Below are 25,882 nucleotides of genomic sequence, written 5' to 3' on the forward strand. Positions count from 1 at the left end.
CACCGGGGCGGTCCGCCGACCCGAGCGCTCACTCGTCGGCCGAGCGCTCGGCCCGCCGGTAGTGCAGCATGACGACGCCGCTGCGGAAGGTCCGGTTCTCGACCAGCCGGAGGTCGGCCTTGGCGTCCGTGGGCGCGAACAGCGGCTTGCCCCGGCCGATGAGGACCGGGTGCACGTAGATCCGGTACTCGTCGACCAGGCCCAGTGCCCGGAAGGACGCGGCGAGGTCGGCGCCGCTGAGCGCGAGGTCGCCTCCGGGCTGCTGCTTCAGCGCCGTGATCTCGTCCAGGTCCACCCGGCGCATGACCGTGGTGTTCCACTCGGCCCGGTCGTCCATGGTCCGCGAGAAGACGATCTTGGGGGTGCTCCGCCAGATCCCCGCGAACTCGACCGTGGGCCCGCTGTTCCCCGGCTCGGCGTCGGCGGTGGGCCAGTAGTCGGCCATCAGCTGGTGGGTGACCCGGCCGCACAGGAAGGCGCCCATGGCGCCGAGCCGGTCGTTGATGTACTGGTGCAGTTCGTCGTCGATCACGTGCCAGTCGATCTCGCGCCCCGGTCCCTCGACATAGCCGTCCAGGGACACCGACATGGAGAGGACGATCTTTCGCATCGCGGGCCTCGCTGTCGTCAGGGCCGGTCTCCGGCCGGGCGGTTGGCAGGTGGTTGGCAAGCAGTATCCCCGCAGCCGGCGCCGATCGAGCCGTGCCGGAGGCGACCGGTTCGCCGTCGGCGCCCGTGCGGCTCACGGCACGGCCGCCTCGGCCCGGTCCTTGCGCCGGGAGGCCCCACCCGCGCAGCCGCCGGTGCAGGGGATCGAGCAGGGTGCTGATCAGCAGCGCGAGCAGGACCGGGACGACGGCCGCGCGCAGCGCGAAGCAGAGCGCGACCACCAGCGCGATCACCGCGGTCAGCAGCAGCACCGCCGCACCCCAGACGGCGGCGGTGCGCGCGGTCGCGCCGTGCTGAGTGTCCGTCATCCCGTCCTCTCCGGTGGCCGGTCGGTGCTACTCCTCGTGGAAGGCCTCGCGGAGCTTGTGCTCCTGGGCGTCGGAGAGGTTGGTGTGGATCAGCTCGCCCTTCAGCCCCTCGACCGCCGGCACCACCTTGTCCACCACGACGTCCGAGGTGAGCAGGAAGAGCGCCGAGGTGCCCGGTGTCACCTTCTGCTTCACCTGGTCGATGAAGGAGTCGTCGATCCCGGCGTCGCTCAGCGCCCCGCCCAGCGCGCCGGCAGCGGCGCCGATGGCCAGGCCGAACAGCGGGATGAAGAAGATCAGCCCGAAGAGCATGCCCCAGAAGGCCCCGCCGAGGGCGCCGATCCCGGTCATATTGCTGAGCTGACGGGTCTTCGGCTTCTTCGCCCCCTCCGGCCAGCTGACGACGGCGCCGTCGTGGACCGTGATCAGTTGCTGCTTCTGCAGGTCCTCCAGGGTCTCCAGCGCCTCCTGGGCGCTGTCGGCCTCGGGGAACTTCCAAACGGTGAGCGTGGACATGGTTCCTCCGCGATCGGGTGGCAGGTGCCCCTCCAGCCCACGCCATGCACCGCCGCCGCGCGAACGCACAGACCGTCACCTGGGCCGAACGGACGACGCGGACGGCGCGGACCGCCGCGCCCGGCCGGGCGCGGCCCGGCGGCCCGGGGGCGGGCGAGGGAGCCGCGTGATCCACTCGAAGGCACCGGGTCGGCCCGGTCGCTGTCGCTGCGCCAGGAGGTCGCGTGCCGGGGAACCCGCTGTCCGAGGACGAACACGCCGAGCTCGACCGGCTCCGGGCGGCGGCCGCGGCGCAGGCCGGGGCCCGCGTCCCGCGCCACCGGCTGCGCTCCTTCCTCTCGGCCGTGCTGATCACCGCGGGCTGCGTGCTCGCCCCGCTGAGCGTCGCCTCGGTCTGGCTGGCGAGCATCGCCGGGGACACCGACCGCTATGTGGCGACGGTCGCGCCGCTGGCCTCCTCCCCGGCGGTGCAGCAGGCGGTCTCCGCCCGTGCCTCGGCCGCCGTCAGCCGGCACCTGGACGTCCAGTCGCTGATCGAGCAGGTCGCGCCGGGCGACCGGCCGGCCCTCTCGAAGGCCCTGGGCCTGCTCGGCGGCCCGATCGACAGCGCCCTCGGCAGCCTGGTCCAGCGGCAGACCCAGGCCGTGGTCTCCAGCTCCTGGTTCCGGACCTTCTGGACCGCAGCCAACCGGCAGATCCACACCGGTCTGGTCAAGGCGCTCACCGGCAAGGGCGGGGGAGTGGTCGACCTCACCGACGACTCCGTGGTGATCGACCTCGCCCCGCTGATCGACCAGGTCAAACAGCGGCTGGTCAGCAGCGGACTGTCCGTCGCCGGGAAGATCCCGGAGATCCACACCTCGATCACGGTCCTCGACGCCGACGGCATCGGCAGGGCGAAGACCGGATTCCGGCTGCTGCAGCTGGCCGGCGACTGGCTCCCGGTGGTCGCGGTGCTGCTCGCCGCCGCCGGGGTGCTGCTCGCCGCGCGGCGGCGCCGGGCGCTGGTCGCGGCGGCGCTCGGCGCGGCGTTCGCCGTGCTGGTCCTCGGCCTGGCGCTGACCGTGCTGCGCGCCCTCTACCTGGACCGGCTGCCCGCGGACGTCTCGCAGGCCGCGGCCGGGGACATCTACGACACCCTGCTCCGCTTCCTCCGGGTCGCGGTGCGGACGGTCGGGGTGCTGGGCGTGGCGGTCGCGCTGGGCGCCTGGCTGAGCGGACCGGGCGTCAGGGCTGGCCAGGTCCGCGCGGTCTGGCGCTCCGGTCCGTACGCCCTGCGGGACGTCGTCGAGCAGGCCGGACCGGGCCTCGGACCGGTCGGACCCTGGGTGGCGCGCTTCCGTGCCCCGCTGGTCTGGTTGGTGGTCGCGGCGGCGGCGCTGACCCTGGCGCTGTGGTCGTACCCGACCGGCTGGGTGGTGGTCGGCCTGGTGCTGGCGGCGCTGTTCGCGGTGACGGTGATCGACTTCCTGGCCGGTCCCGGCGGCGACCCGGCGCCGCCGGTCGGGCCGGCCTGAGCCCGGCCGCTGCCGCCGGGCTCAGGCGCGCAGCGCCCGCTCGCCCTCCCCGGGGCGGCCGTCCGCCGCGCCCCCCGCCACCGGTTCGGCGTCGGTGCCGAGAAGGCGGTCGAGCGGCGGGCCCTGGGCGAGCACCGCGCCGATGGTGATGGTGAAGGTGGCGGTCGCGCAGAGGGCGATCAGCCAGGACAGCATCGTGAGCACCGCCCCGAGCGAGCCGTAGTCGGCCAGCGCCTTGCTGAGCGTCCTCGGCATGTACAGCCGGGCCGTCACCGTGATCGCGGTGATCGCCGCCGAGGTCAGCACCGCTCCGGGCAGCAGCGGCAGCCAGCGGACCCGGGAGGCGAGCAGCAGGTGCTGGGTCCACCAGGCCGAGGCCGTGCCGGCCAGGAAGGTCAGCGGCAGCCCCAGCCAGCTGCCCGCACCGAAGCCGTCCCGCAGCGGGCCCTGGAGGACCAGCACCAGCAGCAGCGCGAACAGCCAGATGATCCAGCGCCAGGCGGCGACCCTGGCGGCGGACTTGGGCAGCTGCCAGGCGCGTTCGCAGACGCGGGACATGGCCCGGCTGAAGCTGGTGGCCGAGAGCAGCACCATGATCACGCCGACGGCCCCGGTGGTCTCCTGCAACTCGGTGCGTTCGCCGCCGAGGACCTGCTGCAGTTGCTGGTCCGGGCTGCCGGCGAGCCCGAACACGGCCCGCAGGGACGCCTGGAGCTGGGAGCGCAGCCAGTCCGGGGCGAAGGAGGCGAAGACGAACAGCAGCGGCACGGAGGTGAGGAAGGCCTGGGCGGCCAGCCGGGTGCCGGCGTCGAGCAGGTTGGCCGACAGCAGCCTGGTGGTCAGTTCGACCAGCACCGGGAAGCGGTGCTCGGCGGCCCGGCGGCTCCGGTCGAACCGGAGCCGGGCGCGGGCGGAGGCGGCCCGGGCCCGCTCGCCCAGCCCGGCGGCGACGGTGCGCGGTGCCATCCGTGCCATCGGTTCCTCCGGTCGGACAGCGGGCGGGGCCAGTGCCAGTCAAGTCCAGCCGACCGGGTACCGCGACCCGGGTACGGCCGGTCGCGGGACCTCGGAGCGGTGGAAAACCGGTCGTGCCGAGCCGTCGTCAGGGCGCATGATCTCTCTTGGCCGGCAATCGCCAGCAATCCACGAGAAAGATGAACTCCCATGGCTGCCACTGCACTTGCGCTCGATCGGATCCGCAATATCGGGATCATGGCGCACATCGACGCGGGCAAGACCACGACCACGGAGCGCATCCTCTTCTACACCGGCGTCTCGCACCGGATCGGCGAGGTCCACGAGGGAACCACGGCCATGGACTGGATGCCGCAGGAGAAGGAGCGCGGCATCACCATCACCTCGGCCGCGACCACCTGCCACTGGCCGCTGGCGGGGGCCGACACCGTCGTCAACATCATCGACACGCCCGGCCACGTCGACTTCACCGTCGAGGTCGAGCGCTGCCTGCGGGTGCTGGACGGGGCGGTGACGGTCTTCGACGGAGTGGCGGGGGTCGAGCCCCAGTCCGAGACGGTCTGGCGGCAGGCCGACCGCTACCGGGTGCCGAGGATCTGCTTCGTCAACAAGCTCGACCGGACCGGCGCCGACTTCCTGCGCTGCGTGGAGATGATCGTGGACCGCCTGGGCGCGGTGCCGCTCGTCCTCCAGCTGCCGATCGGCGTCGAGGGCGGCTTCACCGGCGTCGTCGACCTGGTCCGGATGCGGGCGCTGGTCTGGTCCGCCGAGGCCGAACTCGGCGGGATGTACGCGGACGTCGAGATACCGGCGACGCATGCGGAGTCGGCGGCGGAGTGGCGCACCCGGCTGGTCGAGACCGTCGCCGAGCAGGACGAGGAGGCCATGCTGCGCTTCCTCGCGGGCCACGAGCCCGACGAGGAGCAGCTGCACGCCGCGATCCGGCGCGTCACCATCGCGTCCGGCCGTCGTGGCGGGACCACGGTCACGCCCGTCCTCTGCGGCAGCGCCTACCGCAACAAGGGGGTGCAGCCGCTGCTCGACGCGGTGGTCCGCTACCTCCCCTCCCCGCTGGACGTCGAGGCCGTCGCCGGTCACGCCGTCGGCGACCCGGAGACGGAGGTGCTGCGGCGGCCGACCGGGAGCGAGCCGCTCTCCGTGCTGGCGTTCAAGATCGCGAGCGACCGGCACCTCGGCCGGCTGACCTTCGTCCGGGTCTACTCGGGCCGACTGGCGGCCGGCGCCTCGGTGCTGAACTCGGTCACCGGACGGAAGGAGCGGATCGGCAAGGTCTACCGGATGCACGCGAACCGGCGGGAGGAGATCGCGGAGGCCGGCGCCGGCGACATCGTCGCCGTCATGGGGCTGAAGGCGACCGGCACCGGGGAGACCCTGTGCGATCCGGCGGCCCCGGTGGTGCTGGAGTCCATGGACTTCCCGGCCCCGGTGATCCGGGTCGCGATCGAGCCGCTGACCAAGGGCGACCAGGAGAAGCTGGGCGAGGCCATCGCCCGGCTGGCCGAGGAGGACCCCTCCTTCCAGGTCGAGACGGACGCCGAGAGCGGCCAGACGGTCATCGGCGGGATGGGCGAGCTCCATCTCGACATCCTGGTCGACCGGATGGAGCGCGAGTTCGGCGTCGCCGCCAACGTCGGCCGACCGCAGGTCGCCTACCGGGAGACGGTCCGCCGGGCCGTCGAGCGGGTCGACGTCACCCACCGCAAGCAGAACGGAGGCACCGGGCAGTACGCCAAGGTGCAGATCGCGATCGAACCGCTCACCGGGGAGGAGGGCGCAGCCTCGTACGAGTTCGTGAACCGGGTCGCCGGCGGCCGCATCCCCAAGGAGTACATCCCCTCGGTGGACGCGGGCGTGCAGGACGCCATGAAGTCGGGCGTGCTGGCCGGCTTCGGGACCACCGGCGTGCGGGTCACCCTGCTCGACGGCGACTACCACACCGTCGACTCCTCCGACCTGGCGTTCCGGATCGCCGGTGCGCAGGCCTTCAAGGAGGCGGCGCGCCGGGCCGGTCCGGTGCTGCTGGAGCCGGTGATGGCGGTCGAGGTCACCACGCCGGAGGACTACGTCGGCGAGGTCATCGGCGACCTCAACGCCCGGCGCGGCCGGATCCAGGCGATGGCGGAGCAGCGCGGCGCACGGGTGGTGCAGGCTCTGGTGCCGCTGTCGGAGATGTTCGGCTATGTCGGCGACCTGCGTGGCCGGACGTCGGGCCGGGCGTCCTACTCCATGCGGTTCGACTCCTACGCCGAGGTGCCGCGCACCCTGGCGGAGGAGGTCGTCGCCAGGTCCGGCTGCGCCGGCCGATAACTTCAGTCGGCGGTGCGGCCCGGTAGCGGCAGGCACCGGACGGCCGGGCCCGCCGCCCCCGCTCGGCGGGGGCGGCGGGCCCTTTCCCTCGGCCCCGGCTGCCGTCGGGGAGGGCTCCGGTCAGCCCTGCGCGGCCAGGGCGTCGAGGACGTCCTGGGTGGTGCCGGTCTCGGCGATGCGGGGGAAGCTCTGCGCAATGCTGTGCTCGTGCGAGGCGAGGGTCGAGTCGGTCATCGCGTCCACCGGCAGGGTCACATGGAAGCCCTGTTCATGGGCGTCCCGGGCGGTCGACTCGACGCCGCTGGCCGTGGCGATGCCGGTGACCACCACCTGGGTCACGCCGAGCGCCCGCAGCCGCTCCGTCAGCCCGGTGCCGGTGAAGGCGCTGCGGGCGCGCTTGGTGACCAGGATGTCCTCGGGCTGCTGCGCCAGCTCCGGGATCAGGTCGGTCCAGCCCTCGGCGAAGCTGCGGGCCCCGCCCATGGCGCCGCGGTCGGTCCGCCCGGCGGGCGAGCCCGCCACATTGACCAGCACCACCGGCAGGCCCCGGTCGCGGAACGCCGTGAGCAGCGCGGCCGAGCGCTCGACCACCCCGGCGACCGGATGGGCGAGCGGCAGTCCGACGATCCCCTGCTGGAGGTCGACGACGATCAGTGCGGAGGTGGGGTCGAGCGTGGTGACGGTCATGCGGAGTCCTTGCTGCGGGATGGGGGCGCCGGGCACGGGCGGCGCGCCGGTCAGGGGGTTCGGGTCAGCCGTTCCAGCAGTTCCGTGCACTGGGCGAGCCGGTCGGTCTCCTCGGGGGAGAGCCCGGCCGCGATCGCGCGGGTCAGCCAGTCCTCCTTGGCCAACCGCCCGCTGCGGAACTGCTCGCGGGCCGTCTCGGTCAGGCTCAGGACGTTCTTCCGGCCGTCGCGCGGGTCCGGGGAGCCGCTGATGAGGCCGGCCTCCTCCAGCACCGCGACGATCTTCGCCATCGACTGCGGACGGACGCCCTCGGCACGGGCGAGGGCGGTCGCCGTCGCCGCGCCTTCGCGCTCCAGCCGGGCCAGCACCGAGGACTGCGAGCGGGTGAGGTCGCTGCCCTCGGTCTGCTCGCGCAGTCTGCGGACCAGCCGACCGAGCACCACCCGGAGATCGGACGCGAGCGCGGCGGCGTCGGTCGTCGGCGGTTGCTCGTTCACGGGGGCAGCCTACCGGTCAGGACAGCCAACTGTGCAGTTGGCTGTCTGATACCGCGGACGCCCGGTGGGGGCTCAGCCGACCAGGGACTGGGTGCCGAGGACGGTGAGCAGGGCCAGCCGCTCGGCGTCCTCGGTGCCGGGCTCGGCCGTGTAGACCAGGAGGTGCAGGTCGCTGCCCTCCACCGTGAGCATGTCGCAGTCCAGCACCAGCGGCCCCAGCTGCGGGTGGTCGATCGTCTTCCGCGCGGACTCCGGTCGGCCGACCGCGCCGCCGTCCCAGAGCCGGGCGAACCGCTCGCTGCCGGAGCGCAGTTCCGCGACCAGCCGGGCGAGCCGCAGGTCGTCCGGGTAGCGCCCGGCCACCGCGCGGAGGTCCGCGACCAGCGCGGCCTCGAACCTGCGCCGTTCCTCCGGCGTCTGCCGGACCCGGCCGGCCGGGCCGAGGAAGTTCCGCCAGACCCCGTTCCGCTGGTGGCCGCGCCGACCGGACGGGTCGCCCATCAGCGCCCCGTACAGCGGATTGGCCAGCAGCAGCGTCCAGGAGGCGTCGTAGACCGCGGCCGGAGTGCCGACCAGCCGGTCGAGCAGCCGCTGGACGCTCGGGGTGATGTGTCCAGGGACGGTCTCCGGACCCGGGGGCGCGAGTCCGGCCAGTCGGAACAGGTGGGTGCGCTCGGCCCCCGACAGCCGCAGTGCCCGGGCCAGTGCCTCGACGACCTGCGCCGACGGGTGGGCGGCCCGGCCCTGTTCGAGGCGGGTGACGTAGTCCACGGAGATCCCGGCCAGCAGGCCCAGCTCCTCGCGGCGCAGCCCGGGGGCGCGCCGGTGCCCGCCGGCCGGGAGCCCGGCCGCGTCCGGCGGGCACCGGTCCCGCCAGCGGCGCACCGCCCTGCCGAACTCCGCCGTCGCCATGGCCACCAGTCTGCCGCAGCGCTCGCGGAGCAGCCTGGTACCGGCAGTCCCAGGAAGGGGGATGCCCTGGCTGACCCCGCCGATCTGACGGAGGCTTGGGCCATGACACGAACACTCATCACCGGAGCCAACAAGGGCCTCGGCCGCGAGACCGCCCGTCGGCTCGTCGCCGCAGGCCACACCGTCTACCTGGGCAGCCGGGACGCCGAACGGGGCCGCCGCGCCGCCGAGGAAGTGGGCGCGCGGGCGATCGTGATCGACGTCACCGACCCGGCGTCCGTCGCTGCGGCGGCGAAGACCGTCGAGGCCGAGGGCGGACTGGACGTCCTGGTCAACAACGCCGGGATCGAGGGCCGCTCGGGGGGCAACGGCGTCATCGGCGCCGCCGAGGTGACCGCGGCGGCGATGCGCACCGTCTTCGAGACCAATGTCTTCGGGATGGTCGAGGTCGTCCACGCGTTCCTGCCGCTGCTGCAGCGGTCCGCCGCCCCGGTCGTGGTCAACGTCAGCAGCGGGCTGGCGTCGCTCACCCGGGTGAGCGAGCCGGGCACCCCGACCTACGCCTACCCGGGGGTCGCCTATCCGGCCTCGAAGACCGCGGTCAACATGGTCACCGTGCAGTTCGCGAAGGCGTTCCCGGGCATCCGGATCAACGCGGTCGAGCCCGGCTACACCGCGACCGACCTGAACGGGAACACCGGGACGCAGACCGTCGCGGAAGGCGCCGAGATCATCGTCCGGATGGCGCAGATCGGTCCGGACGGCCCCACCGGGGGCTACTTCGACGTCGAGGGCCCGCTGCCCTGGTAGGTGGTGCGGATGTGGTCGAGATACCCCTCGGCGCCGGGGTACGGCCGGTCCTGGGCCCCGTGGCGGTGCAGGTCGATGCGCCCGTCGGGGTGCAGCCGCAGGGTGGTGGTGGCGCTCCGAGGGGCGTCGCCCCCGGCGAGCGGGGCAGACACTCTTTCACTCGTTCGAGTGAAGGGGCACTACCTGTGAACTCGGCTTTCCGCTAAGGGAATTCGGCGCAGCGGACGATCGGGCGCCGCGAACGGCCGCACCCGTCGCCGCGCCCACGAACGGCTCCATCCGCCCCCGGGGCGCGCGCCCTCGCTCAGATACAGGTATGGCCTCCACTCTGCTGCCCCTCCGTCCCGGTCACCGTCCCCGACGGCGGCTCCTGCTGCGGGCGCTGTTCCTGGCGCTCCTCGTCCTGGTGGACCCCGCGTCCTGCACGAGGGCACTGGCCGGTCCGGCCGACCCCACCCCGGCGGAGCGCGCGGTGGGGCAGCGGGTGGTCCTGGCCGCGCTGAGCTGGGCGGGCACCCCCTATGCCTGGGGCGGCGGCAACGGACAGGGGCCCACCCTGGGGTTCTGCGACGGGGTCAACGGCTATCTGGACGGAGTCTGCCAGGGCGACCACACGGTCGGCTTCGACTGCAGCGGACTGGCGCTCTACTCCTGGTTCCAGGGCACCGGCGGCCGGGTGCTGCTGCCGCACCACAGCCCGGACCAGCTCCTGGCCGGCCGACGGGTGCCGCTGGACCGGATCATCCCCGGCGACCTGCTGTTCTTCGCGCACCCCGGCGGTCCGATCCACCATGTCGGCATCTACGTCGGAGGCGGCGCCATGATCCACGCCGAACACACCGGCACCGTGGTCACCATCCTCCCCGACGTCGCCGACAACCCGGTCTGGGGACCGCAGTTGGTCGCCGCCGCGCGCCCCGACCCCGCCGCTGCGGAGCGGACGCCGACCGGCTGGGCAGCGATTCCCGGTGCCGGGGACCTCGCCGCCGGGCCAAATACTGGATCTTGAACGGCGCCGGACGCCTAAGCTGCTCCGGTATGACGACCTTGGCCGATGAGGGCATCCGACCGTTCCGCATCGCGATCCCGACCGCCGACCTGGAGGACCTGCACCAACGCCTGGACCGCACCCGGTGGCCGGACGAACTGCCCGGTGTCGGCTGGGCCTACGGCGTGCCGCGCGACTATCTGCGGGAGCTGGCGCACTACTGGCGGCACGGCTACGACTGGCGCGCCGCCGAGGCCCGGCTGAACGAGTGGCCGCAGTTCATGACCACGATCGACGGCGCCGACGTCCACTTCGCCCATGTCCGCTCCCCGGAGCCGGACGCCACCCCGCTGCTCGTCACGCACGGCTGGCCCGGCTCGATCGTCGAGTTCGAGCACATCGTCGGCCCGCTCACCGACCCCCGGGCGCACGGCGGCGACCCCGCCGACGCGTTCCACCTGGTGCTGCCGAGCATCCCGGGCTTCGGCTTCTCCGGACCCACGCGGGAGACGGGATGGGAGTACCGCCGGGTCGCCGGGGCCTTCGCCGAGCTGATGCGGCGGCTGGGGTATCCGCGCTACGGGGCCCAGGGCGGCGACTGGGGCTCGGCCATCTCCCGGGAGCTCGGCCGGGTCCACCCCGAGCGGGTGATCGGCGTCCACCTGAACCTGATCCCCGGAGCCGCGGCGGCGAGCGAACCGACCGAGCAGGAGCTCGCCGGACTCGACCCGGCCGAGCGCGAACGCACTCGGGCGTCCTGGGAGCGCACCCGTGCCTGGACCCGTGACCGGCAGGGCTACGCCGACCTCCAGTCCACCCGTCCGCAGACCCTCGCCTACGCCCTCACCGATTCACCGGTCGGACAACTGGCCTGGATCGCCGAGAAGTTCAAGGAGTGGACCGACTCGGGCGAGCGGCCGGAGGACGCCGTCGACCGCGACCACCTGCTCACCAACGTGATGCTGTACTGGCTGACCGGGACGGCCGGCTCCTCCGCGCGGCTGTACTACGAACGCGCCCATGCGGACTACTGGGGCGCGCCGACCGAGCCCTCGCAGGCCCCCACCGCGCTGGCGTCGTTCCCGGAGGAGAACTTCATCGTCCTGCGCCACCTCGCCGAGCGCACCAACAACATCGTCCGGTGGACGGAGTACGACCGCGGCGGCCACTTCGCCGCGATGGAGGAGCCCGACCTGCTGGTCGACGACGTCCGGAGCTTCTTCCGGCAGCTGCGCGGCGCGGAGTCCGCGCTCAGGACAGGGCGTGGCCGGTGACCGCGCGGGCGTAGGCGTGGAGCGCGGTGATCACCTCGCCGCGGGTGCGGCGGCCGGCCAGGACCTCCATCTGGTAGCCGTCCTCCATGGCGACGAAGCTGGCGGCGAGCAGCCGGTGCGGGTCCTGCAGCACGAAGTGGCCCTGGGCCTGCCCCAGCACCAGGATCGCCGAGTAGACCGCGATCTGGCGCTCGGTCAGCGCGCTGTCGAGCGCGGCCGCCTTGGCGTCGCGCAGGCAGCGCGGCCAGTACTCGAAGAGCAGCCGGGTGAGCGCGTCGTCGGGGCCGCTGGCGACGCCGTGGTCGATGCAGGCCCGGAGCTTGTCGGGGGCCTCGGTGAAGCGGTCGGCGGCCTGCTCGCGCTCCTGGCTGTAGCGCTCGATGGCCTGCTGGTAGGTCTCGTGGACCAGGCTGTCGAGGTCGCCGTAGTAGAGCACGGCGGCCGGGGTGACCCCGGCCTCCTCGGCGATGTCGCGCAGCCGCAGCCCCTCCAGCCCGCGCACCAGCAGCGCGCGCTGCACCGCCGCGCCGAGTTCGGCCCGGCGGGCCTCCCGGCCGCCGCCCTTCTTCGCCGCCACGGCGCCCTCCCGGCCCAGGTTTCCTGTCTGCTCGTTCAACAGTATCCCCCATGCGTTCGACGGGAATCCGGCCGTAGTCCTGAGTCTCCGTTCAACACCGTTCGCGGTCCTGGGCCGGACGGTGAAAGCTCCGGGCCGGGAGTCAGGGCCCGGCCCGGAGCAGCTTGCGGGCGACCGTCAGAGACCGGTCGCGGGGGGCAGGTCCGTCGCCAGGGGCAGGTCGGTCGCGCTGCGCCCGGCCAGCACCCGGTAGCCGCCCGGGGCGGTGGCCCAGGTGCCGGCGGTCGCGTCCCAGGTCTGGAAGGCGCGCTCCGGCAGGACGACCTCCGCCGCCACCGTCTCGCCGGGCCCGGCGACGACGGAGGCGAAGCCGGCCAGCCAGTGGGTCGGGCGCTCGACGCCGGCCAGGGCGTCGGTCCCGGCCAGGTAGACCTGGACGACCTCGCGCCCGGTCCGCGTCCCGGTGTTCCGCAGCCGGACGGTGACCGTCCGGCCGACCGCCTCCAGCCCCTCGTAGGCCCAGTCGGTGTAGCCGAGGCCGTGGCCGAACGGGTAGGCGGGCGCGAGGTCGTGGCGCTGCCAGGCGCGGTAGCCGATGAAGACGCCCTCCTCGTACCGCAGCACGCCGTCCTCGGGGGTGACCTGGCTGACGGGCGCGTCGGCCAGACGGACCGGCCAACTGGTGGGCAGCCGGCCGCCGGGCTCGCTCAGGCCGAGCAGCACCCGGGCCAGCGCGGCGCCGCCCTCCTGGCCGGGGAACCAGGACAGCAGCACCGCGGCCACCTGCTCGCGCCACGGCATCTCCACCGGGGAACCGGAGTTGACGACCACCACGGTGTGCGGGTTGGCGGCGGCGACGCGGGCCACCAGCTCGTCCTGGCGGCCGGGCAGCCGCAGGTCGGCGCGGTCGAAGCCCTCGCTCTCCACCCGTTCCGTGGTCGCGACCACGACGACCGCGACATCGGCGGCCCGTGCCGCCGCGACCGCCTCCGCGAACAGGGCGTCGTCGTCGGGCTCCGGCTCGCTGTGCGCGAGGGAGAAGAGGACGCCTCGCATGGGGCCGTACGAGGCCTTGGGAGCCGTGTTGAGCAGGCTGACCCGTACCGGCTGTCCGGCCTTCAGCTCGATGGTGCCGCGCGGCACGGCCCGGCCGGTGACGGCGTCGATGGGGTCGGTGTCGACCGGGGCAGCCAAGCCGTCGTGGAGCACGGTGCCGTCGACGGTGAGCCGGAGGGCGCCGACGCCGTGGGTGCCGAAGCGGTGGGCGCCGGACTGTTCCGGGGTGAACGTCCCGGTCAGTTCGACCGTGGCGAGGGCGTCGTAGTCGGCCCCGCCGGGCAGTTCGGAGGCCACCCAGCGCAACTTCCCGGTCGGCACCGGTTCGTCGGCGAGGACCGTGCCGTCCCCGTCGCACAGGACCGCCCGCAGGGCGAAGGAGGCTCCGGCGGTGTCCAGCTCCACGTCCGGGTCGGTGCCGAGCGCGTAGGTGAGGGTGACGTCCTCGGGCAGCGCTGCGCGCAGCCCCTCCAGCGGGGAGACCACGTGCACGGGGTAGACGGCGGCCGATCCGCCGCCGCGGAACCGGGGGTCGTGGGCGGCGCGGCCGATCAGCGCGATGCTGCCGCCGGAAGCCGCGTCGATGGGCAGCGCCTGCCGCTCGTTGCGGACCAGCACGAAGGAGCGGGCGGCCAGTTCACGGGCGAAGGCCGTGCCGTCCTCGGGGGTCGGCCGCTGCTCCGGGGCGACGGCCGGTTCGGCGCCGGCGAGGATGCCGACCCGGGCGGCGAGCAGCAGGACGTGCCGCACTGCCGTGTCCACGGTCGCCTCGCCGACCCGGCCGTCCCGGACGGCAGCGGCCAGGGCGGGGCCGAAGACGGTGTCCGGGCCGGGCATCGCCACGTCAAGACCGCCCTCGACGGCCGCGACGGTGTCGCGGGCCGCCAGCCAGTCGGAGACCACGACGCCGTCGTAGCCCCACTCCTCGCGCAGCACGCCGATCTGGAGCGGGCGGTGCTCGGTCATGGTCGGGCCGTTGACGGCGTTGTAGGCGGACATCACCGCCCAGGGGTGGGCGGATTCGATGATCTGCTCGAAGGGGGCGAGGTAGAGCTCGCGCAGGGCGCGCTCGGGGACCTGGTTGTCGACGGTGAAGCGGTCGGTCTCGGCGTCGTTGGCGACGAAGTGCTTCACCGTCGCGGCCACGCCGCTCTCCTGCAGACCGGTCACGTACCCGGCGCCGATCAGCGCGGTGAGCAGCGGGTCCTCCGAGTAGGACTCGAAGTGCCGACCGCCCAGCGGGGAGCGGTGCAGGTTGACCGTGGGGGCGAGCAGCACGTGGACGCCCTTGCGGTGGGCCTCCTGGGCCAACACCCGACCGGCCCGGCGGGCCAGCGCGGGCTCCCAGGTGGCGGCGAGGGCGGTGGGGCTGGGCAGCGCGAGGGAGGGGTCCTCGGCACCGCCGAGCCCGCCGCCGCGTACGCCGATCGGCCCGTCCGACATCACCAGCGAGCCGAGGCCGATCTCCGGCAGCGCGGGCAGCGTCCACAGGTCCTGGCCGGCCAGGAGCCGGCACTTGGCGTCCAGGTCGAGGCGGGCGAGCGCGGCCTCGATCACGGGGGCGTAGTCGGGGGTGTCCATGGTGTCTTCTCTCAGTTGATCGTGGCGAGGGCGGGGGCGGGTGTTCGGCTCAGTACGGGAGCGTGCGGCTGCGGCCGATCGCCCCGAGCCAGGCGGCGGAGGGCTTGGGCGTACGGACGAAGGTGGTGCGGTCGACCGCGATCAGACCGAAGGTGGGCGAGTAGCTGCCCCACTCGTAGTTGTCGAGCGCGCTCCAGTGGAAGTAGCCGCGTACGTCGACGCCGTCGGCCATCGCCTCGGCCATGCCGCGCAGGGCGGCGCCGGTGTAGGCGATCCGGCGGGTGTCGTCGGCGGTGGCAATGCCGTTCTCGGTGACGATCAGCGGGGTACCGGGGGCGAGCGCCGCGGTGCGGCGAAGTGCGTGGCTCAGCGCCTCGGGGTAGAACTCCCATCCGGTGAGCGTGCGTTCGGCGTCGGCCGGCACGGGCAGGGCGCAGCCGTCCGGGCCGACCAGGGTGCGGGTGTAGGACTGCACGCCGAGCCAGTCGTCGCCGCGCGCGGCCTCCAGGAAGACGTCCGAGCGCGGGTGGCGGTACTCGGCCGCAGCCGACTCCGCCGCCGCCTGCTCAGCTGCTGTCCGCTCCGGGCCCGGTACCGGCTGGGCCACCTGGTTGGCCACCGACCAGCCGGTGCTGACGTGCGGGGCAAGGGACTTGACCGTGTCGAAGGCCCGGCGGTGGGCGCGGACCAGGGCGTCGGTGGTGGCGGCGTCCGGCAGCGGGAGTCCGGCCGGGGGCAGGTCGCCGCCCGAGGTCAGCGCGGTGCGGAAGGCGGCCATGACGGCCACCATGTTGGGTTCGTTGACGGTGCAGACATGGTCGACACCGGAGGCGAAGACCGGTGCGGCGGCCTCGATGTAGCGCGCGAAGAGCTCGTCGGAGCCGGCCGCCGTCCAGCCGCCGCGCTGCTCGAACCAGAGCGGGTTGGTGAAGTGATGAAGGGTCACCATCGGCCGCAGGCCGCGCTCCTGGGCGCCCTCCACCATCCGGCGGTAGTGGGCGATCGCGGCCTGCGAGAACTCGCCGGGCGCGGGCTCGATGCGGGCCCACTCGATGCTGAACCGGTAGTCGGTGAAGCCCAGTCGGGCCAGCAGGTCCATGTCCTCGCGCCAGCGGTGGTAGCTGTCGCAGGCGTCGCCGCTGGGCTCCTTGATGCGGTCGGTCAGGCCGCTGTGCTCCAGGTACCACCAGTCGCTGTTGGTGTTCCCGCCCTCGATCTGGTGCGCGGCGGTGGAGGCGCCCCAGAGAAATCCGTCGGGCAGGGTCGGGTTCGGGTTCGGGTTCATGGGTGGTTCTCCTCGGTAGGGCTGCGGGTCAGCGGACCCGGCGGATCGGGAGCAGGCACAGGCCGCCGCCGGCGGCCAGGACGATGGCCAGGACGAAGAGCGCGCGGTAGCCGAGGCCGGGTACGACGGTGACGGCGACCAGCGGCGCGAGGATCTGCGGCATGGTGTTGGCGATGTTGAGGATGCCCAGGTCCTTGGCCCGGTGCAGTTGGTCCGGCAGCACCTCGGCCATGATCACCTGGTCGACCGCGACATAGGCGCCGTAGGCGAAGCCGGCCAGCAGGACGAAGACGAAGAAGGCCGGGAGCGAACGGGTCAGCACGAGCGGAACCATCGCCGCGGCGCAGAGTGCCGCCGCCGTGATGACGAAGGGCTTGCGGCGGCCGAGCCGGTCCGACAGCGGTCCCGACACCGCGATGGCGGAGCCGGCGGTGAGCGCGGTGACCCCGCCCGAGAGGGCGATGACCGAACCCGCGTGCCCGGTGGAGAGGCCGAGGTAGTCCGTCAGCACGTACAGCTGGTACACCAGTACGCACTGCAGTCCGAGCATGGTGAGCAGCCGTCCGACCAGCGCCCAGAGGAAGTCGGGGTCGCGCGGTGGCAGCAGGCTGCGCACCGACTCGCGGAGGGGGAGGGTCACCCGCGTCTCGGCGGCGTTGGAGCGGTCAGGGGCGGCGCGGAACACCAGCAGCGCGCCCGCCGCGACCAGCCAGGGGATCCAGCGCAGACCCTGGACCGGAACCGTGAGCAACAGGCCTGCCAACACTGCGCCGAGGCTCTGCCCGAGCAGCAGCCCGAGTCCGATCCAGGAGGAGGCCCTGCCGAGGTCGGCCCGGGCGACCCGGTCCGGCAGGATCGCGGTGAGCGGGCCGACCATGGCGTTCAGGCTCACCTGCGCGCACATCCAGAGCAGCAGCATGACCGGAAAGCTGGTCGTCCAGGACAGGGCGGAGAGCGATGCCGCCGTACCGAACCCGCCGGCCAGGATCCACGGGTTGCGGCGGCCGAACCGGGACCGGGTGCGGTCGGAGAGCACGCCGAAGGCGATGTTCGCCACCATCCCCACCAGCGCGCCGACCGTGGCCATGGTGGCGTAGCGGTCGAGCTTGGTGTGCGCGTCCACCTGTCCGAGCAGGGCCTGGACCAGCGTGCTCGACACGCCGAAGGAGAGCAGCCAGCTGAGGTTGGCGGCGCCCAGGACCGGGCCGAGCCGCCCCAGTCCCGCAGGGTCCCCGCCGACGTCCGGAACGCTCGCGGCCTGGACGGCGGGGGAGGCAGGGGAGGCAGGAGAAGTGCTCAAGGACAGCTCCTTCGCTGTGAGGCGGTCAGCGTAACAGCGAAAATCTTGAGGCTCAATGGTTTGAATGGGCGGAGGTTAGACTGCGCGGATGAGCAATCCTCGGGGGCCGTACGCCAAGACCTCGGCCAAGCGTCAGCAGATCCTCGATGCCGCGCTGGCGGCCTACGCGGAGGCGGGCAGCCGCAAGGTGTCGGTGCGTGACATCGCCCAGCGCGTCGGGATGACCGACGCCGGCGTCCTGCACCACTTCGGCGGTCGCGAGGCGCTGCTGACCGCTGTCCTGGAGGCCCGCGACGCGGCGGCCACCGAGGCCTTCGGCGAATGGGACGTCATCGGCCCGAGCGCCGCGCTCGACATCCTGGCCAACAACGCGTCCACGCCCGGCCTGGTCAAGCTCTTCGTCGACGTGGCCGCTGCCGCGGCGGAGCCCGACCACCCCGCCCATGACTTCTTCGCCGCCCGCTACGCCCGTAACCAGGCGACCATCATCCGCCACCTCGGCGACCGCTCCGAGCCCGCCATCGGGCGGCACGCGACGCCGGTCGACGCCGACTGGGCCGCCCGGATCATCCTCGCCGCCACCGACGGACTGCAGATCCAGTGGCTGCTGGACCCGGACATCGACATGGCCGCCGACATCGCGGCTCTCGGCCGGGTGCTCCGGGCCGTCCTCGGCGCGGGGGAGGGCGGTGGCCCGGGGGAGGGCACGGGCGAGGGCGGTGGCGCGGTCCGGGCGGGGCGGTCCGGGGGCGCGCCGCCCCGCTGACCGCCCCGCCCACGATCCGTCAGCCGGCAGCGGCGCCGAACCACGTGGGCAGGTGGGCGAGCAGGTCCTGCTGGTCCTCGCCGACCCAGGCCACATGGCCGTCGGGCCGCAGCAGCACCGCGGGCACGTCCAACTCCTCGCCGGCGTCGACCACGTGGTCGACCCGGTCCGCCCAACCCGCCACCGAGAGCCCGCCGGTCCGGTCGAGCAGCAGGCCGCGGCCGCCGTGCATCAGCCCGTAGAGGTGGCCCTGCTTGAGCTGCACGTCCCGGAGCCGTCGGCCGAGCAGTTCGTGCCCCTCGCCGAAGTCGTAGCGGACCGCGATCGCAGTGATCTTCTCGATCAGATACCGGTTCACCTCCTCGAAGTCCACCAGTTCCGACATCAGTCGGCGCACCGCCTGGGCACCCGGGTCGGAGGACAGCAGCTGCATCTGCGCGCGGGTGTTGTCCAGCACCGCGGCGGCCACCGGGTGCCGCTCGGTCTGGTAGCTGTCCAGCAGCCCCTCGGCCGCCCAGCCGTTGACCTCGGCGGCCAGCTTCCAGCCGAGGTTGAACGCGTCCTGGACGCCGAGGTTGAGCCCCTGCCCGCCGGTCGGCGGGTGGATGTGCGCCGCGTCGCCGGCCAGCAGCACCCGGTCGACCCGGTAGCGCTCGGCCAGCCGGGTGGCGTCGCCGAAGCGGGAGAGCCAGCGCGGCGAGTGCGCGCCGAAGTCGGTGCCGGCGTAAGCCCGCAGCTGCTGCCTGAGCTCGTCGAGGGTCGGCGCCGCGGCACGGTCCTCGACCACCCCGGCGGCGGGGACGATCACGCGGTACACCCCGTCCTGGTCCTTCAGCGGGATGGCGCCGAACCGCTTCTCGGTCCTGCGGACCTCGGCCACCACCTCGGCCACCGCCTCCGGCGGATCGGCCAGCTCCACCTCGACCAGCAGGGTGTCGTTCCGGCTGGGCTCCCCGGGGAAGCCGACGCCGAGCAGCTTGCGCACGGTGCTGCGGCCGCCGTCGCAGCCGACCAGGTAGCGCGAGCGCAGCTGTGTCCCGTCGGCCAGCTCGACGGTCACCCCCTCCTCGTCCTGGCTCAGTCCGACCAGTTCGCGGTTGCGGCGGATCTCGGTGCCGAGCCTGGTGGCGTGCTCGGTCAGCAGACGCTCGGTGACCTCCTGCGGGATGCCGAGGACGTACGAGTGCGCGGTGTCCAGCTGTTCCGGCCAGTGGCTGGCGAGACCGGCGAAGAAGCCGCCGACCCGGAACTGCTCTCCGGCCGCGAGGAACTGCTCCAGCAGACCGCGCTGGTCCATCAGTTCGATGCTGCGCGCGTGGAGGCCGCGCGCCCGGGACTGCTTGGTCGGCTCCGCCTCCTTCTCCAGCACCAGCACCCGCACGCCGTGCAGCCGCAGCTCGCCGGCCAGCATCAGGCCGGTCGGTCCGCAGCCGACAATGATCACGTCAAACATGAAATCCCCTACGTGACGATCTGAATATCGGCCGATCGCTCCGCGAATCGCCCATTTCCACAGGTTCCGGCCGAGGCCGACCATTCTGCGCCACCACCGGGCCCTTGCCGCAAGGCCCCCCGTGCGCTATATCTTGAAGGTTATTCAGAACCCTTCGCGGTGGTCTGAACCGCTGTGGGGTGGCCTGGACCGGTTCGCGCTGGCTGGCGGTGGCGCGGACGTGACCGGTCCCCTCGGCGTAGCGTGCGAGGTGACACCCATCAGCACGAGCGCGCGGGGGGACCGATGCGCTTCCACCGTACAACCGGCCTGAGCCCGCATCAGCTGGACGTCCTGCTTTCCCGTGTGGAGCGGATGATCCCCGACTGGGACAAGCCGACGGGCCGTCCGCACGCGCTGCCGCTGTGGAAGGCGGTGGTCGTGCTCTGCTTCCTCCTGCGACACAACAACGCGCAGGTCCTGGCCGCCGAACTGTTCGAGATCTCCCAGCCCACGGTCTCGCGCTACAGCACCCGGTTACGCCCCGTGGTGCGCGACGCGATCAAGGAGTTGGGGTTCGGGCTCGCCCGGTTACCCCGGGACGAGCCGGTCCTGGTGGACGGGTTCCTCGCCGAGTGCTGGGACTGGAAGGCCGCTGAACAGCTGTTCTCCAAGAAGCACATGCAGTCCGGGCACAACGTCCAGGTCGTCTCGGACACCCGGGGCCGGCTGCGGGAGGCGGGGGCGCCGCTGCCAGGGGCCCGCCACGACGCCTTCGCCTATGTCGCCTCGGGCATCAAAGCGAAGATCCAAAAGTACCGCCACCGGCTTGGCGACAAGGGCTACCAAGGCAGCGACCTGCTCACCCCCTACAAGAAGCCGCCGCACCGCAAGCTGACCGAGGTGGAGAAGGCGAGCAACCGGGCGCACTCCCAGATCCGCTCTGCCGTCGAACGCTGCATCGGCCACCTGGAGAACTGGAAGATCCTCGGCGGCTGCTACCGCAGCCCCCTCGACCGCTTCCCCGAGACACTCGACACCGTCGTCCAACTCGAACTCCTACGGACCTACGAACCCGCCTGACCCAGGATCACGCCAGCGCGAACCTCATGATCGACAGAGTTCTGAATAACCTTCCTTGATAGTGGCAAGGAGAGCGTGACCTCCTTGCCTTTGCTTTTGCCGCGCGCCGGGCGGCAGCGGGTAATGCCGTGGAGACTGCCCGTCGATGTGACTAGTGTCGGGCGTCATGCGAATTCTTGTGCTTGGCGGTACCGCGTTCGTGGGCCGGGCCATTGTCGAGGACGCCCTGCGGGTGGGCGCCGAGGTCACTCTGTTCGGTCGGGGGCGGACCGGATCCGAGCTCTTCCCGGGCGTCGAGAGGCGGATCGGGGACCGCGACGCCGACGACTACGCCGCTCTGCGCGAGGGCAGTTGGGACGCGGTGGTCGACGTCAGCGGCTATCTGCCGCGCCATGTCGGCCGGGCGATGGACGCCCTCGGCGACCGGGTCGGCCGCTACCTCTTCATCTCCAGCCACGCGGTCTACGTCCGGACCGGCCTCGGGCCCGATTCGGACGAGGACACCCCGCGCCGACCGGTGCGGCGGGACACCGAGGAGTTGACCGAGGAGACCTACGGGCCGCTCAAGGCGGCCTGCGAGGACGATGTCGTGGCCCGCTACGGCTCGCGGGCGACGATCGTGCGACCAGGGAAGGTGGCCGGGCCGCACGACGTGCAGAACGGGCTGACCTACTGGGTGCGGCGGGCCGCCCGCGGCGGCCGGGTGGCGCTGCCGGGCAGGCCCGACCAGCCGGTGCAGCTGGTCGACTCGCGCGATCTGGCCCGGCTGGTGGTCCAGTTGCTGGCGGACGACCGGCCCGGTGCCTTCCACGCGGTCGGCCCGGCCGAGCGGATCACCATGGCGGAGCTGATCCACACCTGTGCCCGGGCGGCGGGCGCCGAGGTCGAGGTGGTGCCGGTGCCGGCCGACGCGGTGTCACCGTTCTTCCCGCTGATGCGTCCCGAGTCGATGTGGCCGACGCTGCTGCGCAGCCCGGCCCGGGCGCGGGCGGCGGGCATGACCGCGACGCCCATGGCGGTGACCGCCGCCGACGTGCTGGCCTGGGACCGGGGGCGGGGCGAGCCGCCGCTGCCGCTCGGACTGTCCCCGGAGGAGGAGGCGAAGCTGCTGGCCGGCGTCTGACGGAGCGTCGGCCGACGCTGCTGGTCGGCTCCTCCGCCCCCGGCGACCGCGGCGGGGTCCGCTCCGTGGCCGTGGCTGCTCAGCGGGCCCCGAGGTAGGAGTCGAGCCAGTCGAAGACGACCTGGTAGTGGGTCTGCGGCGACATGGGCGCGTCGTGGTACTCGGTCCCGCTCTCGGCGGTACTGAAGTCGTGGAGGGCCTTCCGGCAGCGCAGCAGATCGTAGAGCTGCCGGCCCTGGCCCGGATAGAAGGCTTCGCCCTCGAACTGGGTCACCAGGGTGGGCGAGGTGACCTGGTGGGCGACGGGGCCGCAGTCCAGCCGCATCACCGCCTGGCCGAGGCCCCACAGGTCGGTGAACATCTCTCCGGCCCGGGCGGCGAGCATGAACCGACTGTCGAACAACTCGGCACGCTTGCTGAGGGTGAACCGGTCGCCGGGGGCGAGCGTCGGGATGACGTCCTGCTGCCAGATCCGGTTGACCTCGGCCTCGGTCGCACCGTTGGCGAACAGGCCCCTGAGGGAGGCCGGCCAGGCCAGCCAGGCGTCGACCACCCCGGGGTCGGAGACGACCGCCGCCAGCCGGTGCTCGAAGGCCGCGGCGCGGATCACGGACTCTCCGCACATGGACAGCCCGATCAGGGCGACGCGGTCCCGGTCGACATCCGCCCGGGACCTCAGGTAGTCGACGACGGGGGTGATGACCTGCTCCCAGTCGGGGCGGTAGGCGATCTCCCGCTCGAAGAGCATCGAGCCCTGTCCCGGGCCCTCGAAGATCAGCGCGTTGTACCCCCGCTCCAGGGCGGCCGCCCCGCCCATGACGTACGCGTCGACGTTCTGCGCGTCGCTCCCGTTGTTGACGATGACGGTCGGCCGACGGATGTCGCGGGCGTCGGGCTTCAGCAGGTATCCGGGCAGCCAGCTCTTCCCGTAGGGGATGCGGATCCGCTCGAAGGGATGGTCGAACAGTTGGGTCGCCCGGTCCCAGCAGTTCTGCATGGTCGCGTACAGCGCGGCCTCCTGCGCCCGGGCAGTGGTGCCCAGCACGAAGAACAGGCAGCAGTCGTAGTAGCTGGCCGCCCGAAGGTACGCGCTGCGGGCGCTGGCCCGGTGTCCGGCCCGCAAGGCCCGGTCGGCGATCCGGTGCACCCGCTGGGCCAGGGCCTGGAACTGGTCGACGTACGTCTGGTAGGTCGCGCCCTGGGCGTTGATCGCATTGACGGCGGTGACGATCTCGCCGACCTCGGCGACCCCGTAGCCCGCGCCGCCGAGGGCGAAGAGGGTCTCGAACTCAAGATCCGCCTGGCTGAAGAGCTGGAAGGGGCCGACGGCGGGAGTCGGGTCGGCGGGTGCGGGGGCCGCTGCGGCGACGCCCTGGAACCCGGCGCCGAGGACGGCGGCCCCGGCGCCCAGAGCGCCGCCCCTCAGCAGCTTCCGCCGGCCGAGCGACCGGGGCCCGGGGGCTGCGCCGGGCTCCCCCTGTCGACTTGGGAACTGCCTGTCGTCTTCCCCGGCGTGCGGTGCGGCCACGATTCTTCCTTCTGCTCAACGGCGCGGGCGTCCCGGGAAACTGTCGCCCGGTCAACTGTCTGCGCGATTTCAGAGGCGATCGCGACAGTACAAGGGACGACGCAGCCGTTCAAGAACATCAGGAATATTAGTTTCCGTGCGATCTCTCTTCCGGGGGCGCGAGCGGGGTGGGCGCGAGCGGTGTGGGCGGCCGACGGTCGGTCGGGCTCGGTGTCGGGCCCGGAGGGGCGACGGGTGACGGCGCGTCGGGGCCGACGGCGCTGCGGGGGCCGCGTGCCAGGGAGGCGACGGCGGCCAGGAAGGAGAGGGCGGCAGCGGTGGCGAAGACCACCACCAGGCCGTCGTGGAACGGGCCGGATATCAGGTGGGGGAAGAACTCCCTTCCGGTGAGCACTCTCTGACTGGCCGTCGGCAGGTTCGGCAGCACGCCGCTCGGGGCGAGCAGGTGCTGCACCGGGTTCACCCCGAGCATCGCCGCGAACAGCGAGGACACCGGCGGCAGCGCGCCGACCTGGTGGGCGACGCCGCTCGGCACGCCCTGCTGCCGGAGTCCGCCGGTCAGGGTGTGCGGGAGGCTGCTCGACAGTCCGGCGATCATCAGCGAGAAGAAGGCCCCGACCGACAGCGCGGTCCCGGAGTTCTGGAAGGTCGAGCGCATTCCGGAGGCCGCTCCCCGCTGCCTGGCCGGCACGCTGCCCATGATCGACGAGGAGTTGGGCGAACTGAACATGCCGACGCCGATCCCGTTCAGGGTGATCAGCAGCGCGAAGGCCCAGTAGGGGAAGTCGACCGGCAGCAGCATCAGCCCGAGGAACGCGCCGCCGAACAGCACCAGTCCGGCGGTGGCGAAGCCCCGGGAGCCGAACCGGTCGGAGAGGTAGCCGGAGGCGGGACCGGACAGGAGGAAGCCCGCCGTCATCGGCAGCAGGAAGATGCCCGCCCAGAGCGGAGTCCGGCTGTAGTCGTAGCCGTGCAGCGGGAGCCAGATGCCCTGGAGCCAGATGATCAGGACGAACTGGAGCCCGCCCCGGGCGACGGAGACCACGAAGCCGGCGACATTGCCGGTGGTGAAGGCCCTGATCCGGAACAGTCCGAGCTGGAACATCGGTTCGGCGACCCTGGTCTCGATCACCACGAAGGCGATGAGCAGCGCGGTGCCGCCGCCCAGCAGCGCGACCACCGTGGGGTCGGTCCAGCCCATGGCGTGGCCGCCGTAGGGCTGGATGCCGTTGGTGATGCCGATCAGCACCGCGCCCAGCCCGAGGGCGAAGGTGACGTTCCCCCACCAGTCGATCCGCCCGCCCTGGCGGGTGCTGGTCTCCCGCAGCGTGCGGTACGCCCAGACGGTGCCGAAGACCCCGACCGGGACGTTGACCCAGAAGACCAGGCGCCAGTCGACGGCGGCCAGCACCCCGCCCGCGACCAGGCCGATGAACATCCCGGCCATCCCGGCCACCTGGTTGATGCCCAGGGCGAAGCCGCGCCGCTCGCGCGGGAAGGCGTCGGTCAGGATGGCCGCCGAGTTGGCGGTGAGCATCGAACCGCCGATCGCCTGCAGCAGGCGCCAGCCGATCAGCCACATCGCCCCCCGGCCCCCGTTGAACGGGTCGAAGGAGAGCAGGATCGAGGCGACGGTGAAGACCGCGAAGCCGGAGTTGTAGATCCTGACCCGGCCGAACATGTCGCCGAAGCGGCCGACGGTGACCACCAGCACGGCCTGGACCAGCCGGTACCCCATGATCATCCACAGCAGGTAGACGACGTTGCCGGGGGCGAGCGGGTCCAGGTGGATGCCGAGGAAGATCGCCGGCAGCGCGATGATGATGATCGAGCCGTCGAGCGAGGACATGAAGACGGCGGCGGAGGTGTTGGCCAGCGCCGCCCAGCGGTAGCGCTTGTCGGCGGCGGCGCTCCGGGGCTCGCCGGTGGCGGTGCGCGGCCGGCCGCCGGTCATCGCACCCCCACGGTCTCGATGTACTCCTGGTAGACCTCGGTCCGGCCGCCGAGCAGCGGGTCGTTGTGGGAGAAGCCGACCGCGGCGACGTCCACCGGCAGCCGGCCGAGCCCGTGGGGACGGGCCGCCGGGTCCTGCGAGCCGCCCGCCGGACCCATCGACATCCGGCCGAAGCGGAGGAACAGCGCGTCGCCGACCAGGACGGTGCGGCTGGGCTCGTGCAGCAGGGCGATGTGCCCGGCGGAGTGTCCGGGCGTGTGGATCACCCGCAGGCCGGCGGTGACCTCGTCGCCGTCGCCGAGGACGGCGTCCGGGTCGACCGGGGTCCAGCTGGTCACCGGCAGCCGGTCCATCGCGGCGGGCAGGCGCGAGCTGCGGCCGCCGGCCGGTACCCGGCCGAGGCGCAGCCAGTCCGCGTCCGCACCGTGGATCAGCACCGCCGCGCCGGTGAGCTCGCGGATCCTGGCCAGGCCGCGGACATGGTCGGGATGGGCGTGGGTGATGACGATCCGTCGGATGTCGCGGAGCGAGCGGCGCAGCTCGGTGAGGGCGGTGTCGATCGCGGTCGGGGCGGAGCTCCAGCCGACGTCGACCAGGGTCATTCCGTCCTCGCCGTCGACGAGGAAGGCGTTGGTTCCGCGACCGGTGGCTATCCGGTGGACCCCGGGTGCGAGCTGGTTCGGCATGTGGTCGTTCTCCTCGTACGGGCCGTGCGG

The 25,882-nt window shown here is 72.9% G+C and carries 24 protein-coding genes; 9 read left to right on the plus strand and 15 right to left on the minus strand.

Annotated elements, in window-relative coordinates:
* Window positions 1–28 precede the first annotated feature (28 nt).
* A complete protein-coding gene (locus tag BS75_RS37790) occupies window positions 29–589 on the minus strand; it encodes a dihydrofolate reductase family protein (protein ID WP_331281460.1) in 561 nt (186 codons plus the stop codon).
* A 233-nt stretch (window positions 590–822) separates the two neighbouring features.
* Here BS75_RS37790 and BS75_RS48810 point away from each other — a divergent pair, with 233 nt between their 5' ends.
* A complete protein-coding gene (locus BS75_RS48810) occupies window positions 823–966 on the plus strand; it encodes a hypothetical protein (protein ID WP_156164328.1) in 144 nt (47 codons plus the stop codon).
* Window positions 967–1,004: 38 nt separating this feature from the next.
* On the opposite strand, the gene BS75_RS37795 is transcribed toward BS75_RS48810, so the two are convergent.
* Window positions 1,005–1,493: a DUF1269 domain-containing protein gene (locus BS75_RS37795; RefSeq protein WP_034091451.1), complete on the minus strand. Its 489-nt coding sequence runs from the start codon at window positions 1,491–1,493 to the stop codon at window positions 1,005–1,007.
* A 224-nt stretch (window positions 1,494–1,717) separates the two neighbouring features.
* On the opposite strand from BS75_RS37795, the gene BS75_RS37800 reads away from it, so the two are divergent.
* On the plus strand, window positions 1,718–3,010 hold the full coding sequence (locus tag BS75_RS37800) for a hypothetical protein (RefSeq protein ID WP_042440831.1): 1,293 nt from the start codon (window positions 1,718–1,720) through the stop codon (window positions 3,008–3,010).
* Window positions 3,011–3,031: 21 nt separating this feature from the next.
* Here the strand turns inward: BS75_RS37800 and BS75_RS37805 are convergent, their stop codons facing one another.
* On the minus strand, window positions 3,032–3,985 hold the full coding sequence (locus tag BS75_RS37805) for a YhjD/YihY/BrkB family envelope integrity protein (protein ID WP_063776589.1): 954 nt from the start codon (window positions 3,983–3,985) through the stop codon (window positions 3,032–3,034).
* Window positions 3,986–4,174: 189 nt separating this feature from the next.
* Between BS75_RS37805 and fusA the strand changes: the two genes are divergently transcribed.
* On the plus strand, window positions 4,175–6,313 hold the full coding sequence (gene fusA / locus BS75_RS37810) for an elongation factor G (protein WP_034091452.1): 2,139 nt from the start codon (window positions 4,175–4,177) through the stop codon (window positions 6,311–6,313).
* Window positions 6,314–6,433: 120 nt separating this feature from the next.
* Here the strand turns inward: fusA and BS75_RS37815 are convergent, their stop codons facing one another.
* The 3 genes from BS75_RS37815 to BS75_RS37825 form a co-directional block, all read right to left on the minus strand.
* Window positions 6,434–7,000 carry an isochorismatase family cysteine hydrolase gene (locus BS75_RS37815; protein WP_034091453.1) on the minus strand — a complete coding sequence of 189 codons (567 nt, stop codon included), beginning with the start codon at window positions 6,998–7,000 and terminating at the stop codon, window positions 6,434–6,436.
* Window positions 7,001–7,050: 50 nt separating this feature from the next.
* Complete coding sequence (locus BS75_RS37820; protein ID WP_034091454.1) at window positions 7,051–7,497, minus strand: MarR family winged helix-turn-helix transcriptional regulator; 447 nt, start codon at window positions 7,495–7,497, stop codon at window positions 7,051–7,053.
* 72 nt (window positions 7,498–7,569) lie between these two features.
* Window positions 7,570–8,409, minus strand: coding sequence for a helix-turn-helix transcriptional regulator (locus BS75_RS37825; RefSeq protein WP_034091455.1), 840 nt, complete (start codon window positions 8,407–8,409; stop codon window positions 7,570–7,572).
* Between the two features lie 102 nt (window positions 8,410–8,511).
* Between BS75_RS37825 and BS75_RS37830 the strand changes: the two genes are divergently transcribed.
* Window positions 8,512–9,219 (plus strand): SDR family NAD(P)-dependent oxidoreductase, encoded by a 708-nt coding sequence (locus BS75_RS37830; RefSeq protein WP_034091456.1) that lies wholly within the window; start codon window positions 8,512–8,514, stop codon window positions 9,217–9,219.
* On the opposite strand, the gene BS75_RS37835 is transcribed toward BS75_RS37830, so the two are convergent.
* Window positions 9,186–9,371 (minus strand): hypothetical protein, encoded by a 186-nt coding sequence (locus tag BS75_RS37835; protein ID WP_034091457.1) that lies wholly within the window; start codon window positions 9,369–9,371, stop codon window positions 9,186–9,188. The genes BS75_RS37830 and BS75_RS37835 overlap by 34 nt on opposite strands.
* 164 nt (window positions 9,372–9,535) lie before the next feature.
* Here BS75_RS37835 and BS75_RS45245 point away from each other — a divergent pair, with 164 nt between their 5' ends.
* A complete protein-coding gene (locus BS75_RS45245; protein WP_052070200.1) occupies window positions 9,536–10,228 on the plus strand; it encodes a C40 family peptidase in 693 nt (230 codons plus the stop codon).
* 29 nt (window positions 10,229–10,257) lie between these two features.
* A complete protein-coding gene (locus tag BS75_RS37845) occupies window positions 10,258–11,481 on the plus strand; it encodes an epoxide hydrolase family protein (protein ID WP_034091458.1) in 1,224 nt (407 codons plus the stop codon).
* Here BS75_RS37845 and BS75_RS37850 read toward each other — a convergent pair.
* From BS75_RS37850 to BS75_RS37865, 4 genes are all read right to left on the minus strand, one after another.
* Window positions 11,459–12,097: a TetR/AcrR family transcriptional regulator gene (locus BS75_RS37850; protein ID WP_231608011.1), complete on the minus strand. Its 639-nt coding sequence runs from the start codon at window positions 12,095–12,097 to the stop codon at window positions 11,459–11,461. The genes BS75_RS37845 and BS75_RS37850 overlap by 23 nt on opposite strands.
* A gap of 138 nt (window positions 12,098–12,235) precedes the next feature.
* Window positions 12,236–14,695, minus strand: a complete 2,460-nt coding sequence (locus BS75_RS37855) for a glycoside hydrolase family 3 protein (protein WP_034091460.1) — start codon at window positions 14,693–14,695, stop codon at window positions 12,236–12,238.
* A gap of 49 nt (window positions 14,696–14,744) precedes the next feature.
* Window positions 14,745–15,980: a glycoside hydrolase family 1 protein gene (locus tag BS75_RS37860; RefSeq protein WP_034091461.1), complete on the minus strand. Its 1,236-nt coding sequence runs from the start codon at window positions 15,978–15,980 to the stop codon at window positions 14,745–14,747.
* A gap of 28 nt (window positions 15,981–16,008) precedes the next feature.
* Window positions 16,009–17,280, minus strand: a complete 1,272-nt coding sequence (locus BS75_RS37865; protein WP_160312337.1) for an MFS transporter — start codon at window positions 17,278–17,280, stop codon at window positions 16,009–16,011.
* Between the two features lie 88 nt (window positions 17,281–17,368).
* Between BS75_RS37865 and BS75_RS37870 the strand changes: the two genes are divergently transcribed.
* Complete coding sequence (locus BS75_RS37870) at window positions 17,369–18,046, plus strand: TetR/AcrR family transcriptional regulator (protein ID WP_052070202.1); 678 nt, start codon at window positions 17,369–17,371, stop codon at window positions 18,044–18,046.
* Window positions 18,047–18,065: 19 nt separating this feature from the next.
* Here BS75_RS37870 and rox read toward each other — a convergent pair whose 3' ends face one another.
* Entirely contained in the window at window positions 18,066–19,499 is a 1,434-nt protein-coding gene (gene rox, locus BS75_RS37875) for a rifampin monooxygenase (RefSeq protein WP_034091463.1), read from the minus strand.
* A gap of 354 nt (window positions 19,500–19,853) precedes the next feature.
* On the opposite strand from rox, the gene BS75_RS37880 reads away from it, so the two are divergent.
* Both BS75_RS37880 and BS75_RS37885 read left to right on the plus strand, forming a co-directional pair.
* Window positions 19,854–20,561, plus strand: coding sequence for a transposase family protein (locus BS75_RS37880; protein WP_197091913.1), 708 nt, complete (start codon window positions 19,854–19,856; stop codon window positions 20,559–20,561).
* A gap of 166 nt (window positions 20,562–20,727) precedes the next feature.
* Entirely contained in the window at window positions 20,728–21,684 is a 957-nt protein-coding gene (locus BS75_RS37885; RefSeq protein WP_034091464.1) for an NAD-dependent epimerase/dehydratase family protein, read from the plus strand.
* A gap of 79 nt (window positions 21,685–21,763) precedes the next feature.
* Here BS75_RS37885 and BS75_RS48815 read toward each other — a convergent pair whose 3' ends face one another.
* The 3 genes from BS75_RS48815 to BS75_RS37900 all read right to left on the minus strand — a co-directional run bounded on the left by BS75_RS48815 (window position 21,764) and on the right by BS75_RS37900 (window position 25,852).
* Window positions 21,764–23,212, minus strand: a complete 1,449-nt coding sequence (locus BS75_RS48815; protein ID WP_052070203.1) for an alpha/beta hydrolase family protein — start codon at window positions 23,210–23,212, stop codon at window positions 21,764–21,766.
* 127 nt (window positions 23,213–23,339) lie between these two features.
* Window positions 23,340–25,166, minus strand: a complete 1,827-nt coding sequence (locus BS75_RS37895) for an MFS transporter (RefSeq protein WP_081983021.1) — start codon at window positions 25,164–25,166, stop codon at window positions 23,340–23,342.
* Window positions 25,163–25,852, minus strand: coding sequence for an MBL fold metallo-hydrolase (locus tag BS75_RS37900; protein ID WP_052070205.1), 690 nt, complete (start codon window positions 25,850–25,852; stop codon window positions 25,163–25,165). The genes BS75_RS37895 and BS75_RS37900 overlap by 4 nt, the downstream gene beginning before the upstream one ends.
* Between the last annotated feature and the right edge of the window lie 30 nt (window positions 25,853–25,882).

This window comes from Streptacidiphilus albus JL83 (genome assembly GCF_000744705.1).
In the GTDB taxonomy this organism is placed as follows: Bacteria; Actinomycetota; Actinomycetes; order Streptomycetales; family Streptomycetaceae; genus Streptacidiphilus; species Streptacidiphilus albus.